General features: G+C 62.4%; 11 protein-coding genes. 5 read left to right on the plus strand and 6 right to left on the minus strand.

The genetic code is table 11. The annotated features are described in order from the left end of the window. Positions 1–46: 46 nt before the first annotated feature. Both ACSMXN_RS09540 and ACSMXN_RS09545 read left to right on the plus strand, forming a co-directional pair. Positions 47–805: an ANTAR domain-containing protein gene (locus tag ACSMXN_RS09540; protein WP_035942876.1), complete on the plus strand. Its 759-nt coding sequence runs from the start codon at positions 47–49 to the stop codon at positions 803–805. Positions 806–979: 174 nt separating this feature from the next. Beyond that, positions 980–1,564: a hypothetical protein gene (locus tag ACSMXN_RS09545; protein ID WP_022911632.1), complete on the plus strand. Its 585-nt coding sequence runs from the start codon at positions 980–982 to the stop codon at positions 1,562–1,564. A gap of 19 nt (positions 1,565–1,583) precedes the next feature. Here ACSMXN_RS09545 and ACSMXN_RS09550 read toward each other — a convergent pair whose 3' ends face one another. The 3 genes from ACSMXN_RS09550 to ACSMXN_RS09560 all read right to left on the minus strand — a co-directional run bounded on the left by ACSMXN_RS09550 (position 1,584) and on the right by ACSMXN_RS09560 (position 7,420). Next, a complete protein-coding gene (locus tag ACSMXN_RS09550) occupies positions 1,584–5,360 on the minus strand; it encodes an alkaline phosphatase family protein (protein ID WP_022911633.1) in 3,777 nt (1,258 codons plus the stop codon). A gap of 218 nt (positions 5,361–5,578) precedes the next feature. Beyond that, on the minus strand, positions 5,579–6,241 hold the full coding sequence (locus ACSMXN_RS09555) for a VC0807 family protein (RefSeq protein WP_022911634.1): 663 nt from the start codon (positions 6,239–6,241) through the stop codon (positions 5,579–5,581). A gap of 123 nt (positions 6,242–6,364) precedes the next feature. Next, on the minus strand, positions 6,365–7,420 hold the full coding sequence (locus ACSMXN_RS09560; protein ID WP_455407739.1) for a diguanylate cyclase: 1,056 nt from the start codon (positions 7,418–7,420) through the stop codon (positions 6,365–6,367). 181 nt (positions 7,421–7,601) lie between these two features. Between ACSMXN_RS09560 and ACSMXN_RS09565 the strand changes: the two genes are divergently transcribed. Then, positions 7,602–8,426 carry an isocitrate lyase/PEP mutase family protein gene (locus ACSMXN_RS09565; protein ID WP_081648963.1) on the plus strand — a complete coding sequence of 275 codons (825 nt, stop codon included), beginning with the start codon at positions 7,602–7,604 and terminating at the stop codon, positions 8,424–8,426. A gap of 6 nt (positions 8,427–8,432) precedes the next feature. Here the strand turns inward: ACSMXN_RS09565 and ACSMXN_RS09570 are convergent, their stop codons facing one another. The 3 genes from ACSMXN_RS09570 to ACSMXN_RS09580 form a co-directional block, all read right to left on the minus strand. Then, complete coding sequence (locus ACSMXN_RS09570; protein ID WP_027139002.1) at positions 8,433–9,149, minus strand: SDR family oxidoreductase; 717 nt, start codon at positions 9,147–9,149, stop codon at positions 8,433–8,435. A gap of 62 nt (positions 9,150–9,211) precedes the next feature. Further along, the gene (locus ACSMXN_RS09575) at positions 9,212–13,060 is read right to left on the minus strand and encodes an ABC transporter ATP-binding protein (RefSeq protein ID WP_022911638.1); all 3,849 of its coding nucleotides are present in this window, start codon (positions 13,058–13,060) and stop codon (positions 9,212–9,214) included. Next, the gene (locus tag ACSMXN_RS09580) at positions 13,057–13,560 is read right to left on the minus strand and encodes a MarR family transcriptional regulator (protein WP_022911639.1); all 504 of its coding nucleotides are present in this window, start codon (positions 13,558–13,560) and stop codon (positions 13,057–13,059) included. Before ACSMXN_RS09580 ends, ACSMXN_RS09575 begins: the two co-directional genes overlap by 4 nt. A gap of 233 nt (positions 13,561–13,793) precedes the next feature. On the opposite strand from ACSMXN_RS09580, the gene ettA reads away from it, so the two are divergent. Both ettA and ACSMXN_RS09590 read left to right on the plus strand, forming a co-directional pair. Then, positions 13,794–15,476 (plus strand): energy-dependent translational throttle protein EttA, encoded by a 1,683-nt coding sequence (ettA, locus tag ACSMXN_RS09585; RefSeq protein WP_022911640.1) that lies wholly within the window; start codon positions 13,794–13,796, stop codon positions 15,474–15,476. Between the two features lie 27 nt (positions 15,477–15,503). After that, complete coding sequence (locus ACSMXN_RS09590) at positions 15,504–15,962, plus strand: acyl-CoA thioesterase (protein ID WP_196811126.1); 459 nt, start codon at positions 15,504–15,506, stop codon at positions 15,960–15,962. Positions 15,963–15,967: the final 5 nt, after the last annotated feature.

The following is a 15,967-nucleotide window of genomic DNA, read 5'->3' on the forward strand; positions in this document are numbered from 1 at the left end:
ACGCTAACATCACAAGGCGGATCCGGTACCGCGTGTGGAGATGGCGATGACGCAGGGCACTACGGGTTCAAATGCGGCCGACGACGACGATCTACGGAACAGTCTCACGGGGCTGTCTCGGTTGGCCTCGGGCCGAGGGCAGCGAGGTCTCGAAGAAGTGCTCACCCATGTTGCCGAATTCGCGGTCGGTGCAATCCCTGGAGCCGACGGTGCCGGCTTGACCTTGTTTCAAGACGACCGACCGGACACCGTAGTCGCCACCGCGGACTTCGTCCGAGATGTCGACGCGATTCAGTACGGCCTGCGCGAAGGTCCGTGTATAACCGCCGCAGCTGAATCCAGGACCGTCCGTTCGTCCTCGCTGGGCGGCGACAGGGCGTTTCCGCGCTTCGGTCCGAGAGCCGGTCGCCTCGGCGTGCACAGCGTGTTGTCGCTGCCCTTGCTCGCCGAGACAGGCACCTTGGGGTCGATGAACGTTTACGCTCACGCCAGAAACGCCTTCGATGACCGAGCTGTCGAGCTGGGGGAGTTGTTCGCCGTACCGGCCGCGATCTCGGTGCAGAATGCTCAGGCGTTGTCCCAGGCGAGCCGGCTGGCTGCTCACCTGCAGGCTGCCCTCAACGGTCGGGCGATCATTGATCAGGCTCTCGGAATCTTGATGAGCCGGGCAGGTTGTACGTCAGAAGAAGCGTTCGAGCGGCTGCGCGTCATCAGCCAGACGGAGAATCGGAAATCGGCTGTCGTCGCGCAATCGATCGTCGACGAGGCAGTTCGTCGCGCACGAGCCAGGCATTCCGATGATTGAGCATCCCGCGACTGCATTGGCAGTCCGAGGACCTCAACAGGTGTAGCGTCTACCGCACTGACGCCGTAGGAATCGGGACCCGACCCGCCTCTGGCCTAGGTCTGCATGCATCGCGTCTTGCCCCGCACGCAGCCTTGCACCCCTTTTGGCGTTCGGGCCGCTCGGGGTTATTCCATGGAGATTTCCGCCGCACTGGCTGCTGATCTTGGTGTGTTGAGCCGCGCGCTCGACCAGGCGGATACCGATATTGAACATGCTCTGGAGGCGCTGGCTGACAGCGTGCGGCAGTCAGTTCCGTCTTATCTGGCTTTGTGCGTCACGCTCGTCATCGACGGATTACCCATCACGATCAGGTTTCCGGATGGTGCCTTACCAGCGGACGTCGCGACAAGTGCCGTTCTGGCGCTGCCTGCAGTGAGCTCTGCTGCGCACGGCAGCATTGTCGAATTTTATGCTGCGACCGCGGGAGCTTTCACAGACTTCGCAGCTGACTTGAGCTTTGCGCTCGGACTTCCGATGGACGCGATCCGGCTCGATCGAGAGCCACCGGCACCTTCTCACGCCGACGCTTCGATAGGCGTACGTGAGATGTCACTGGTAAACATCGCGATCGGCATTCTGATCGGTCGAGGTTACCTGCCAGCAAGTGCTCGAGCCGAGTTAGCGCGTCTGGCGGACGTCGCCAAGGTCACTGTCGTCAGTGCCGCCAAGGGCGTGATCGGATCAACCGCTCATGCCGATCGCGAATCGAGCGACTAAGTTCTAGCGTGGATGAGCGTCAGCCGATCGCGATGCGTCCATCGGTTGAGTACGCGAACGGGTTCGGCAGGCCGGCTACATAGTTGACCAGTGGGACTAGCTCGGCATCGGCCGTCTGGACTATGTTGCCAGCCTGCTCGAGGACGGTGAACCCGTCGCCGCCACCGATCATGAATGAGTTGGCGGTTCCAGTAAAGCTCGACGTGGCATCGTCGGGGATCGGATTGCTGTTGTCGCCTGCTGGGCCAAGGAAAACGCCGGTGATCGTGCCGGAGCCCTGCGTACCGGTGTAGGTGAAGTGCAGGCCGGAAATCTGCATGATCCCGCCCGTGCCCGCTGCTAACTGCTGTCGCAGCAACGCCCAGACCTGCGCGCCGGTCAAGGTGAACGTATCCACGTAGTCGTCCTGGAACGGCTGCATGGTAAACAGATTGCCGTAGGTGACTGGGCCAGCCAACAACCCGGCGCGGACGCTTCCGGTGTTCACGAAGGCGAGCTGCGTTTGGGCATACGCGCGTTGGGCATCTGCTATGAGATCACCGGCCGGAGACTCCCCGGCGGCAGTAGCTCCGCCTTCACGTTGCGACGGAATATCAGCTGACGCCGCGTTTATCACGCGCTGAGTCACCGGGTTTGTCGCCGTGAGCGCGGCGTCGACAATCTCTTCGACCGCCGGGTCAGGCGCGATCACAGGAGCGCTCGGGTCGGTCGTCAGTGGAGGCGTGTTTGCCCAGACAGGTTGTACCGATCCCCAGGTCGCGGCAATCGTTCGGGACTTCCTGTCGAGCAACAGGTGGACCTGGTCGTAAGCACGAGTGAACGACGATGCCTGAATGACCAGAGCATGGCCGACCCTGGTGTCGACGACGGTGTGGCTGTGTCCGCTGATGAGGACTGAGACAGCGGGGTCGAGATGTGCTGCTATGTCGTTGATTCGATCGTTGACGGTGCCGACCGGGTAGTTCGATTGGGTGCCCCCTTCGTGCACGACGGCGACGAAGGCGTGCACACCTGCGTGCTGAAGTTGATTCACTACACCGTTGATTGCGGTGGCTTCGTCAGTGAAGTGCACCCCGGTCGTGCCGCCGGTCGTCACGATCGTCGGCGTCGTGACGGTGGTGGCGCCGATGAACGCGACGGGAACTCCACCGATGGACTTTATTGTGTAGGGCTTCAGAAGGGGTTTGTTCGTCGTATCGCTGATGACGTTGGCATCGACAACAGGGAAGTTGAGCTTATTGAACGTGATACTCGGATCAACGGTTGACTGGCCGCCGTTCACCTGCCTGAGCATCTCAGGGACGCCGCGATCGAATTCGTGATTGCCCAGCGTGCCCACGTCGATTCCCATTGCGTTCAGAGCGTCGAGCGTGGGTTTGTCGCGGAGCAGTCCTGATTCCGGCGGGCTGGCCCCGACCATGTCGCCGCCCTCGACGGTTACGGTGTCGTGCGGATCGCTCGCTCTGGCGTGCTCGAGGTAGGTCGCCAGGGTGGCGATACCACCTGCGGTGTCTTTGACGCCGGTATACGGATCGGTGTACGTCAGGCCCTTGTTGGTCAGGTTTCCGTGTACGTCGTTGATCCCGAGCAACTGGCCCGTGGAGTAGCGGCTCCCATCGCGAAGGATTGACGTCAGCACTTGGCCCTGCGCCTGCAAGGGCGGGTTGAAGCCGCCGAGGATCGCCAGGGTTGGCGCGAGATCGACGGCCCGGACGCCCTGCACAGATCGCATATGCGAGATATCCGGCCCGCCTGCAACAAAGGTTGCGTGCATGTTGATGTTGTGCGCGAGATCGACATCCTCGGGCAGGTAACCGTGTTGACCGAAGAACTTCGACGGGGCGACCAGCGTCCCGACGGTGTTTCCATCAAATTCGTAGGGGACCTTGGTGACGACGACGACGTCGCCCGAACGAGTGGGGTTGAGCGAGTCACTACCTTCGACGTCGGCCAACTCAGCCTTGGTCAGTACCTTCTCGACGATCGGCTTACCGGTGGTGGGGTCTTTCAGCCCACGGTAGGCAGCAACGATCTTGTCCACGGTGGCTTGATAGTCGGCTGCGGCAAGCACGCCATCAGGATTGCGACCCTTGAGATTCAGATAGATCTGGGTGGTTGCACCTGCCCAACAGGCTTTGGCGATGGTGCCTCCGGGTGCACTCGTTGCGGCGGGTCGGCAGTTTCCTGTTTGCTCCACATCTTGCAAGCCCAGTTGTTTCAACACGAGCGGGCCATCGACCGCTTCCCATTGGGGTGCGAAGCCATGGTCGCTGGAGGCAAGCACGTCGGCGTTCTTGATCAGCGAACGCACCAATCCGAGACGCGCGTCCGCCGAGGAGTATGCGTCTTTTAGGTAAGCCGCTCGCTGGTCGAGTCGGTGATCACGAGGACCGACACCGGCGACACGGTCGTAGTAAGGATTCGCGGTTCCGTCCGGGGCAGTCGGCGTCAACAGGCCGAGGATCTGATGGCTAACTTCGTCCGTCTGATCGGTGCCTGCCAACAAGACGTTGGTATCGGGCTGCAGCGTCTTGAGTACGTAGCGGAACACCGCGGTGTCATAGGCCTGGTTGAGACCCACAGTCTGAGCGAACCAGGTGTCCTCGTCGATCAGGCCGGCCTCCTCGGGCGCAAAGTCGCCGAATACAGCTGGTGGCAGATTGTCAGAGATGTATTTCGCGAGCTTGTCCTCACCCGGGGCTCCGGCTGGTAGCGCGTCACACGCGGCAGTCGCACAATGCGCGTTTGGCCTCGTCAGTGAGGTGAAGTACAGACCGAACTTCGACAGGTCTGGGGTAAGGGTCGTGACGTCGACGTAGAAACCGGCGCTTTCACCCGCAGCAGCGCCGATTAGACCGTCTGCCCCGGCGACCTTTACTGCACTGTATGTGCGCGGGATCAGATTCGCCGCTGCTTTCGAGCCGTCCTTGCCCGCTGCGGTCGATACCATCACGACTCGGTCGTAGCCATGCCGACCGCTGGCGTAGACGTAGAGGTCAAAGACCCGCGTCGGATTGAGCGCCGCCGAGGTCGAGGTAACGGTCAAAGTCGTCTGTTGCGCGGAAACGCCTTTACTTGTCGGCACATTCGTCCACCCACTGGCCGGTGTGAAGGCAGCTACCTGGTATGACAGGCCAAAGCTGGCTGCCGAGCTCTGCTTGGTGGAGTCGGCAGGATATTCGAGCACGCCGCGCTGGGAAAAGAACGTGGCGTAGTCAACGGTTGGCCCGGCGATGTTGGCATTCAGGCCGCCCGTCCATTCCAATTGCGCGACCTTCTTGCCCGCTAGCTCGGCAGAAGAAGCCACCGATTGCGCCTCGAGAACGTTGGTCGGGTCCGAACCTGGGCTGGCTCCGTTGCCGTGGAAAGAAAACGATGTCGAGCTTGTGAAGGGCTGCCGGGTGTCGAAGAAGGTGTTGTTGGTACTGCCATGCACCCCGGGCCATGCGCCGGTGGCGAGGGTGTACCAGCCCTGCCCGGTGTTAGGCGGGAAGCCTTGGGTTAGACCGTTGTCGCCGGTTGCGCCGGCACGCATGAGCGAGGCGTACGTGGGCATCGCCCCCTGGCCGGCGAAGCGCTGCATCAGGTCTGGGCGCATGCCGTCTGAGCTGAACAGCACCACCGGGTTCTGGTTCTCGGGCCGCGAGGAGCCCGCGGAGTGCTTGTCGGCGCTGGTTGCACTCGCAGTGCCGATCGCGGTCGTCGCGAGCAGGCCGAAGGCGGTCGCAGCTGTTGCGCCAAACGCGATCGCGCGGCGAGGCAAGGTCGAGAGCTTGCGAGGACGGCTTGTGATCATTGCCGAAACACCCCCGGCTGAGAGCTTCTTGTGAGGACGAACTCTCACTCTCGTCATTTCCGGCAGATCAGTCAATACATCGGCACACAACTGCCCCCAAGGTTTACCCGGGCTTTAACCAGTGCGTTGCCGATTACTCGGCTTCGAGCCCGACGGACGCAGCCGCCGAGCGCAGGTGATGGAGAAATGCCTTGATCAACAAAGTGACATTGCCGCGCTCAATGTCGGGCGAATGCCACCCGCAAGCCCGCAGAACCCATCGATCGCCGGAACCACAAGTACGAAACTACGATGCCGCTGATGATCAGACCGTAGGAGATGAGCGATTTGAAGATCAAGAAGTGACCGAGTGAGGCGTAGCTGAGCAACAACAGGCTGCCCGCTCCGTTCGCGGCGCAGACGACGGCCCACAGTAATGAGAGCCGACAAAAGAACTGGTGGAGTCCGTCGTGGCCGGACATACTCTTCGGGAAGGAGCAGAAGTCGTCAGCCAACCTTCGGGTCAACGGTTGCCGCTTGGCGACCGAAGCAAGAAAGAGCGCGGCTAGGCAGAAGTTGCCGAGGCTGGGCTGGAGGAAATACAGGAAGGTGTTGTTGGTCGCAAAGGCGAGGATCGTACGTGCAGTGATCAACACCGCGCCAAGGACGACGATGCCTGGTAACCGGCGACGTCCGAAGGCACGGACGGCAAGCACGGTGTAGGACAGGCATAACGCAGCGATGAGCGCCGGGCGAAGACCGCCGAACGTCATCGCTATGTAGAAGGTAAGAGTTGGCGCGAGCACGCCTTCAACGACGTGTCTGCCGCCGTGGCGCGCGAATTCGCGAGCCGACGGCAGGTGAATCGTGCCTACGGTAAGTACTGGGAGACGCTGTATCAAGAGGCCGACCTAGGTTGACTATGGGGGTCCCGTCGCTAGAGCTTACCCGGCTGAGGGGGTCCCGGAGCTAAGAAAAGATTACGGCTGAGACGTTTTCCGGCGATTGCTGGCGAAACAGACAGGTCAGTGGGCAATGAGCTTCGCGTCCTCCTTCATGATGGCGACCCGATTTCGGCCGCCTCGCTTCGCGTCGTAGAGAGCGGTGTCCGCGGCGCTGTACAGCGCCCGCAAGTCCAACGCGTGAGTCGGCGCGTGTGCGATGCCAACGCTGACTGATAGCCGGAGCTCTTGACCTTCGGCCAGCCTGAAGACGTGCTCGGCGACGTCCGCGCGCAGTTCGAGAGCTCGCTCGTAGCCGACGTGGGGCGGGGTCCCGGAGAGCAGCAGCGCCAGTTCGTCGCCCCCAAGGCGGCTCACTACATCGGACGGTCTGCAGCGCTTGGTGATGATCGTCGCCAGTTGTACGAGCACGTCGTCGCCAGCCGGATGGCCGTATTCGTCGTTGACTGACTTGAAGCGGTCGACATCGAGCAGTATCAGTACCGTGCCCTGCTCACTGGCTGCACCCGACAGCGCCGTTCGAGCTGCGCTATCGAGAACTCGGCGGGTGACCAGACCGGTCAGGGGATCGACGGCAGCTTGCCTTTGTAGCTTCGCCACCAAGGCGTCGTTTCGCTCGCCGGCCTTGATGAGCAGCATGGCCGACGTGACGAGTGCCGCACTCATGTAAATAACGTTCACGAAGGCCAGCTGTGGAGTCAGCAGGCTGAACACCACAGCGGCATCGGCGAGGACGGTTGCGGCGGTGACGATGATCGCGCCTGGTCGGCGTAACTGTGACGCGCCGTACAGAGCGGGAAAGAAGAGGAAGATCTGCGCGGTGATGGACGCATCCCGCGTCAGTAGATCCAGCGCGACGACCAGCACAACGGTGAAAAGCGGAAAAAGCGCCCAGCAGACATCGTTGCCTCCATGGGCCCTGCGCAGCAGCCAACTTGCGAGCACGACAAGTGCCAAGACCGCGAGCATCCCGACGACCGCAAGTGGGCTGCTGTGAGCTGTCTCGGGCGCCCAGACCGCGGACACTCCGGTGACTGCGGCAGCGACAGCGGTCAGGTTGAAGACCGCCTTCGTCGCTTCGCCGTGGTCTCGCGGTCGCATCGCTTGAGAGAGGGTCACATCGTGCTTATCGGCACACGCCTGTCCGAGGTGAGGGGTCGATAACGCATTCCGGCGACGATTTGGCAGATATTTGGCGGCGGATCGGCAGCGGGACTGTCATGTCCGACCACGTCCGAACCCGAGCACGTCCGAATCCGACCACGACGGCCTGTCGGAGTCGGTTGTTAGCCTCGGCGGCATGGCGATTTCGAGCGAGATGCCCGACCTGTACCAACGTTTTCTGGAATTGCACAACGGTGACCACGTGCTCTTGCTGCCGAATCCGTGGGACGCGGGCTCGGCTGCGGTACTGAAGTGGCTGGGTTTCGAGGCGCTTGCCACGACGAGCAGCGGCTTCGCATCCTCGCTCGGCCGGCTGGACGGCTCGGTGACTAAAGCCGAGGCCCTTGACCATGCGGCCTCGATAGTGCGGGCTAGCGACCTTCCCGTTTCTGCTGATCTTGAAAACGGATTCGGCCATCAGCCTGAAGAGGTCGCCGACACCGTCGTCGCCGCAGCCGATGTCGGCCTCGCGGGTTGCTCGATTGAGGACTACTCCGGCAGCGACGACGCGCCGATCTATGAGTTTGCGCTGGCCATGGATCGCATTGTCGCCGCGGCTTCTGCAGCTCACGCTGGGCCACACCAGGTGCTCCTCACGGCGCGTGCCGAGAATTACCTGCACGGGCGGCCAGACCTCGACGACACCATCCAGCGACTGCAGGCCTTTCAGGAGGCAGGCGCAGACGTCCTCTACGCACCGGGCGTCACAGCTCCGGCTGACATCTTGTCGATAGTCAGTTCGGTCGATCGACCGGTGAACGTGCTGTTGCTTCCACATGGCCCAGGCGTAGCCGAGCTGTCGGACCTCGGAGTCCGCCGGATCTCGGTCGGTGGCGCATTCGCCTATGCGGCCATGGCAGGCATGATCGGCGCCGCGCGAGAGCTTCAAGCCGGCACGACCGGGTTCTGGTCTCAAGTGGCTGAAGGTCGAGATGCTGCCCGTGCCGCCTTCACCCGATGACCTGACTCAGTGAGCTAGGCCGCCGGTCACCTCGAGCACCTGGCCCGTCAGGTCCCGAGACATGTCTGAAGCCAAAAACATGACCGCGTCCGCGACCGATTCGACCGAGGCCATGCCTCGATCCACTAGGGTTTTCAAGAGTTCGGGCGGCAGCTGCCGGTTCATTTCAGTGAGCGCCGACGGCGACACCGCGTTCACTCTGATGTTGAACATCGCGAGTTCGACTGCCAGGGTGTTGGTCAGACCGAGCAAGCCGCCTTTAGATGCCCCGTAACTCGAGAAACCCGCGAAGCCATCCGTCGCCGCGGCCGAAATCATGTTGACGATCGAGCCCCCCGAGCCACGCTTCATGCCTGGTACGACCGCTCGGATGGCGGCCAGCGGACCGGTGAGATTGACGGCGATCACTCGATCCCACTCTTCGTCGGTCACACGCGTTATTGCGCTTCGAGCCGAGATGCCGGCGTTGTTGATGAGCACGTCTATCGGTCCGAGCGCTTCGGTGACGCGCTGCACCATCGATGCGACGGCCTCCCGGTCCCCCATGTCGGCGCCGAAGCCCACCGCACGTGGAATCGTCGCAGCCACCGCGGCGGCATCCGATTCGCGCGTGCCGTGCACGGCCACTCGGGCGCCTTCGGAAGCGAACAGCTCAGCCACGGCTCGTCCGATTCCCCTGGTCGAGCCGGTAACGAGTGCAACCGTTGCGTCCATTCGTGCCATGTCGTTCCTCTCGCCCGCAGTTAGCCGCCTAGACCTTAGTGTGCGGTCACTGATGTGCTGAACTAGCTGGCTTGTGAGTTGGATGCTCCTGCGTAGCGATTGACCTCGAACGCCTCCCACATTGCAGCATATTTTCCGTCGGCTGCGATCAGCTCCTCGTGGCTGCCGAGCTCGGCGATCGTGCCCCGATCCAGTACCGCGATTCGGTCCGCGGTGCGAGCGGTCTGCAGCCGGTGGGCGATGATGATCGTCGTACGTTGTCGGGCGAGCCGTTGCATCGCCGCACTGACGTGCGCTTCGCTCAGCAGGTCGAGATTCGAGGTCGCCTCGTCGAGCAGAAGTATTGCAGGGTCTACGAGTTCGGCCCGCGCAAGCGCGATGAGCTGACGCTGTCCGGCTGACAGAGATCTGCCTCGCTCGGTCAACTCGTGCAAATAACCGCCGGGCAGCGCCGCGACGAACTCGTGGGCGCCCACGGCCCGGGTTGCGGCCTCCACCTCGGCGTCAGTTGCTGATGGTCGGCCGTAGGCGATGTTGTCCCTTACCGACCCACTGAACAGGAATGCTTCTTGAGGTACGTATCCGAGTTGAATGCGGAACCCGTGCAGGTCGAGCTTGCGCAGGTCTTGGCCGTCAACAGTGACACTGCCCTCGTCCGGATCGTAAAAACGGGCCAACAGCTTCATCACCGTCGACTTACCGGCACCGGTTTCGCCAACGAGGGCGACGGTTTCACCCTTGCCGATCAAGAGATCGACGCCACGCAAGGCCTCCGGGCGGACCAGTTGCTCGGGCCGACCGATCAGGCGGGGGTCAGCCGGGCCCCGACGCTGTGGCGAGGGCCTGATCGGTGCGCTCGGGTAGGAGAAATGGACGTCGCGAAGCTCCAACTCGCCAAGCAGACGACCGGGTTCGATGGCATTTTCCGCTGATGGGGTCAGGGTTTCCAAAGCCATCAGCTCGGCAATTCGGTCGACCGAAACCCGGGTCTGCTGCCAAGAATCGAAGACCTGCGAGAGCTGCTGGATGGGTGAGAAGAACATATCGATGTACAGCAGAAAAGCGATCAGCGCTCCGGTAGTCAGCTGCCCGGACGCCACCAGCCGGGCTCCCACTCCGAGGACGATCGCGTCCGCGACCGCAGAGAGGAACTGTACGAACGGAAAGTAGGTCGCCACCAAACGTTGGGCGGCGACCCGCGACTCGAGATAATGCTTTCCGAGGCTGTGGAAATGCTTGACAGTCGCTGCTTCGTGGACGAAGACCTGGGCCTCTCGTACCCCGGACAGGCTCTCCTGAAAGTCGGCGTTGACGATCGCAATCCGTTCTCGGGACTGGTCATACAGCTTTGCGGCCCGTCGCCGGAAGAATACTGTCGCGATCCCCAGGGGGATCGCCACGGTGAGTGTCCATAGTCCTAGAACGGAATTGATCACGACCAGAGCGACTCCGACCCCGAGAAAGGTTACGAAGGAAACAAGCGCGGCTAGCAGGCCGTTCTCGATCAACGATTCGAACTGGTCGACGTCGGTCGTCATGCGGGTCATGATTCGGCCGGCCATCTCCCGTTCGTAGTAGTCAAGCGAAAGCCGTTGCAGCTGTGCCCAGACCTTGATCCGTAGCGACAACATGATCCGTTCAGCTGCGCGGCCCGTCACGAACGTTTCGGCAATCTGGTCGAGCAGGTCGGCAAAGGTGATCACGAGCAGCACCCCGGCCGCAGCGAACAGCACTGTCTTCGACTGGGCCGCAACTCCGTTGTCAATTCCGGTCTTGATGAGGATCGGCCCGGCCAAGGCCGCAAGCGCGTCGAGGACGACCAGGATCAGGCCGATCAGGAGCGGCCGTCGAAAGGCTTTCAGCAATCGGAGCAGGGTGAAAGTGCGGTCCCGTTCGGATTCCTTGGGGAGATCGATCTCAGGGAAGTCTTTGATCGGCGGAAGCGCGGCGACGCGCGCGAGTAGCTCGGGAGTCGCAGCGAGGTTGAGTCGCCAGCTCCCGCCCGAGCCGCCAAGCCCTGGTCCGATGCTCGGCGCGCCGATGCTTCGAGCTGAACCACCCGGAGGTCGGCCGGTAGGCAAATCCCCGGCCTGTCTCGCTGACCAGGCGGTCGCCGTAACGCCGGATCGCGCGGAGACCAGCGGGGCGAGTTTCTCGATCTGATCTCCGGCCTGACTTGCTAAGTCCTCGCGTTCGCCCGACAGCAATTCGCGATAGCGCGAGCTTCGTGCCGACAACTGCTCGTGGGTGCCCTCTTCGACGATGCGCCCTTCTTCGAGAAGGAGGATGCGATCGGCAAGGTGCAAGGTTGACAGCCGATGCGCGATCAGCAACGTCGTGCGGTTGCCAAGGACACTACGAAGCGCATCGTGGATTGCCTCCTCGGTGCGGGCGTCCACAGCGCTGGTCGCATCATCGAGAATCAGGATCGCGGGATCAGAAAGGATCGCGCGGGCAAGGGCAATGCGTTGGCGTTGACCGCCGGACAAGCTGAGGCCGCGTTCGCCGACGATTGTGTCGTAGCCGTTGGGTAATTCGGCGATGAACGAATCAGCCGCCGCGGCGCGGGCCGCGGCTTCGATCTCGGAGGCCGAGGCAGCTGGCCTGCCGTAGGCAATGTTGGCACGGACGGTATCGGAGAACAGGAAACTCTCTTCGAAGGCCACCCCGATCTGGCTGCGGACCGAATGCAGGGTGGCGTTTCGGACGTCCTGCCCGTCGAGGTGCACACTGCCTTCGTCCGGGTCATACAGACGCGATATCAACGCTGCCACCGTCGATTTACCGCTGCCACTGCCGCCGACGATCGCTACCCGCTCGCCGGCAGCGATGTGCAGGTTGAGCTCGTGCAACACCGGAGTTTTCTCGTCGTAGCCGAAGACCACGTGGTGAAACGTAATTTCGCCACGTACCCGGGCCAGCACGACAGCGTCGGGTGTGTCCGAGATCGCGGGCTTGGAGTCCAGGAGTTGAAATATCCGTTCGACGCCCGCCCGTGCCTGCTGGGCGATCGTCAGCACACCAGCGAGCTGGCGCGCGGGCGCTACGAACTGAGCGACGTAGGTCGAGAAGGCCAGAAATGTTCCCAGGCTTATCTGACCATGTAGGACCATCAAACCGCCGAGGGCAAGAATCGCCACCTGGGCGAACGTCGGTATTGCCTCGAGCGCTGGTTGGTAGCGCGACTGCAGTCGGACTCCTCTCATTCTCGATCCGTAGAGGACGCTGGCGGTGTCGACCATTCGATCGAGTTCGCGCTGTTCCTGACCGAACGCCTTAACCACCCGAACGCCATTGACGTCCTCGTCGACGATCTGAGCGACGTCCCCCTCGCGCTGCTGGCCGTCCCAGGTGGCCGGGAAGACCCGTCGGCGCATTCGGTAGGAGACGACAAGCAGAGCGGGTAGCACGACGACGCTCACGACCGCGAGCAACGGGGAGAGGTAGATCATCACGCCGAGTGAGAGCAGCATCAGAAGCACATTGCCGCTCATGATCGGCAAGAAGCTGAGCAGTCCTTGTACGAGGGTGGAGTCGGAGTTGGCTCGGGACACGAGTTGGCCTGTAGGCATCTGACTCAGGCTCTGCAGGTCCATCTTTTGTAGATGGTCGTGCATCTCGTTGCGTAGATCGTATTGAACGGCCAGCGCAGCCTGGCCGCCCCGGTAGCGGCGCAGGTATGACATCGCGAAACTCAGCAGCGCAGCGGCACCGAGCAATAGCAGCCAGGGCCACAGCGGCGAGGTGCGAGCGATGATGACCTTGTCGATGATTTGCCTGGCGATCAGAGGCACACCGGTCTGACAAGCGCTACCGACCACGGCTGCGACCAGCGCGAGCAGAACGTTGCGCCGTTGCCTCATCACGTAGCCGCCCAGGCGCCGCACCCAGCCGTGTTCGGCTTCGGTCATCGGTTGGCTCCGCTTTTAGGCCCGTCGGTCTGCGCCCCAACAACAGCACGTGTTTGCCGGAATCTCTCGTCCGCGACCTCGTCGATCGCGGCACCGAGCCAACTAAGCGATTGCATGACCCGGGCGCCGTCCGGCGTTCGGTCGCAGACATCCCTCAGCCAGGTCAGCATGGTGGCCTCGACCGAGTCCAATAGCGACTGACCCTCAATGGTCAAGCTGAGGGCAGTCGCGCGTTGATCGCCGGCAACGCTGGCACGCACGATCAGCCCCCGCTGGCACAGGGCCTCGACCGCGGCGCTGATCGTCGGCTTACCGATCGCCAACCGGACAGCAACTCGTGAGGCTCGCTCGTCACCCTCCGCGATCGCGGCCAGTACCCGGTAGTGCGCCAGGCTGAGTTCGCCAGAGGCTCGGTCGAGGGCCCGAGCGACGCGCGCCAGAGCGCGAACCGCCTGGAGTGCCGGTTCAACTTTTGTGAGTGCGTCATCCGAGGAGTTCACGATTGGCCACGGTACACCGAGTAGTTCGGTGAACGAACCATTAGCAGAGCTAACCTCTATGGGGGTGTTTCACACGGCCGTTCGCTGGCTGCCAGCGCCTGTTCGCACCGCGAACGTGCTCGGATGTGGGCAGGCGTCACGACATCGCGGCGGAACTGGGACACTGGACACTAAGGTTTGGCCGAACGGCTCATCTGTAACCACGGCTCGAGTGAAAGTGGCAAGGACATCTAGTGGCTCAGTACATCTACTCCATGAATCGCGTTCGCAAGGCACACGGTGACAAGGTCATTCTCGACAACGTCACGCTGGCATTCCTGCCCGGCGCCAAGATCGGCGTGGTTGGTCCCAACGGGGCTGGTAAGTCGACCGTCCTGAAGATCATGGCCGGGCTCGACAAAGAGTCCAACGGCGAGGCTTTGCTCGCTCCGGGCGCAAGCGTCGGCCTGCTGCAGCAGGAGCCGCCGCTAGACGAGACGAAGACGGTCCGCGAGAACGTCGAGGACGCTGTCGCTGAGATGCGCGGTTGGCTGGCCCGCTTCGACGAGGTGTCTGCCGCGATGGGTGAGCCGGACGCCGACTTCGACTCATTGCTGGCCGAGCAGGGTGAGCTGATGGAGAAGATCGAGCACGGCGAAGGCTGGGAACTCGACTCACGCATCGAGCAGGCGATGGACGCGCTCCGGTGCCCGCCCGGCGACGAGGCGGTCACCCATCTATCTGGCGGTGAGCGACGCCGGGTTGCGCTGTGCAAACTACTGCTCGAGCAACCTGACCTGTTGCTGCTCGATGAGCCGACCAACCACCTCGATGCCGAGAGCGTGCAATGGCTGGAACAGCACCTTGCGAAGTATCCCGGCACGATCCTGGCCGTCACCCACGACAGGTACTTCCTCGACAACGTTGCCCAGTGGATTCTCGAGTTGGACCGGGGCCGCGCACACCCCTACGAGGGCAACTACTCGACCTACCTGGAGAAGAAGGCCGAGCGGCTCAAGATCGAGGGGAAGAAAGACCAGAAGTTGCAGAAGCGGCTCACCGAAGAACTCGAGTGGGTCAGGCAGAACGCCAAAGGACGCCAGGCGAAGTCCAAGGCGCGGCTGCAGCGGTACGAGGAGATGGCGACCGAGGCGGAGAAGACCCGCAAGCTCGACTTCGAAGAGATCCAAATTCCGCCGGGCCCGAGACTGGGTACGGTCGTCGTCGAAGCCAGCCATCTCGACAAGGGTTTCGACGGTCGGCTGCTCGTCAAAGACCTGTCCTTCTCGTTGCCGCGGGGTGGCATCGTCGGTGTCATCGGCCCGAACGGTGTCGGTAAGACCACCTTGTTCAAGACCATCGTCGGTTTCGAGCAACCCGATTCGGGCGAGGTGCGGGTGGGGGAGACGGTCAAGATCAGTTACGTCGACCAGAACCGTGGTGGCATCGACTCAACGAAGACGGTCTGGCAGGTCATCTCGGACGAGCTCGACTACATCAAGGTCGGCCAGGTCGAAATGCCGAGCCGTGCCTATTTGTCCGCCTTCGGATTCAAAGGTCCCGACCAGCAGAAGCCGGCGGGAGTCCTGTCCGGCGGCGAGCGTAACCGCCTCAACCTCGCCTTGACGCTCAAAGAGGGCGGCAATCTGCTGCTGCTCGATGAGCCGACCAACGACCTTGACGTCGAGACGCTCGGTTCTTTGGAAAATGCCCTGTTGGAATTCCCGGGCTGCGCCGTGGTCATCAGCCACGATCGATGGTTCCTCGATCGTGTTGCGACGCACATCCTGGCTTGGGAAGGCACCGACGACAATCCCGCGCAGTGGTTCTGGTTTGAAGGCAACTTTGACTCGTACGAGAAGAACAAGGTCGAGCGCATGGGAGCCGAAGCAGCCCGCCCGCATGCGGTGACCCACCGTAAGCTCACCCGCGACTAAATGCCTCGGTTCGTTGCACGGTGCGCAATGCGATGGTCGGACATGGACGCCTACGGCCACGTGAACAACACCGCGTACCTCTCCTACCTCGAGCAGGCACGCGTTTCGATGTTCTTCGACCGCTACGACTCATCGTTCGAGCGAGGTACCGTCGTGTCCCGTCATCAGATCAGCTATCTGAAGCCAGTGATATATCACCCCGAACCGTTGCGGCTCGAACTCTGGATCGAGGAGGTGCGGGCGGCATCCTTTCGGGTGTGCTACGACGTCTTCGATGGTGAGCAGCTGGTGGCGCGTGCCTCGACCGATCTGGTGACCTACGATTTCGCCACCGAACGCCCGCGCCGGCTCAGCGCGGAGGAGCGCCGGCTGCTGCACTCGTTCACAGACGGTCCCGGCACCGACAGTCCCGGCTCCGGTGATATCGAGGGCACCCGCAACGGCGACGAGCGAGCCGTGACATCCCTGCCGAACGGAAAGGGGTGATTTCG

It is taken from the genome of Parajatrophihabitans canadensis (genome assembly GCF_053764775.1).

Excerpts from the sequence above, each read along its gene's own strand:
- ACSMXN_RS09540 (WP_035942876.1), top strand. The coding sequence starts at position 47 with ATGACGCAGGGCACTACGGGTTCAAATGCGGCCGACGACGACGATCTA.
- ACSMXN_RS09545 (WP_022911632.1), top strand. The coding sequence starts at position 980 with ATGGAGATTTCCGCCGCACTGGCTGCTGATCTTGGTGTGTTGAGCCGC.
- ACSMXN_RS09550 (WP_022911633.1), bottom strand. The coding sequence starts at position 5,360 with ATGATCACAAGCCGTCCTCGCAAGCTCTCGACCTTGCCTCGCCGCGCG.
- ACSMXN_RS09565 (WP_081648963.1), top strand. The coding sequence starts at position 7,602 with ATGGCGATTTCGAGCGAGATGCCCGACCTGTACCAACGTTTTCTGGAA.
- ACSMXN_RS09570 (WP_027139002.1), bottom strand. The coding sequence starts at position 9,149 with ATGGCACGAATGGACGCAACGGTTGCACTCGTTACCGGCTCGACCAGG.
- ACSMXN_RS09575 (WP_022911638.1), bottom strand. The coding sequence starts at position 13,060 with ATGACCGAAGCCGAACACGGCTGGGTGCGGCGCCTGGGCGGCTACGTG.
- ACSMXN_RS09590 (WP_196811126.1), top strand. The coding sequence starts at position 15,504 with ATGCGATGGTCGGACATGGACGCCTACGGCCACGTGAACAACACCGCG.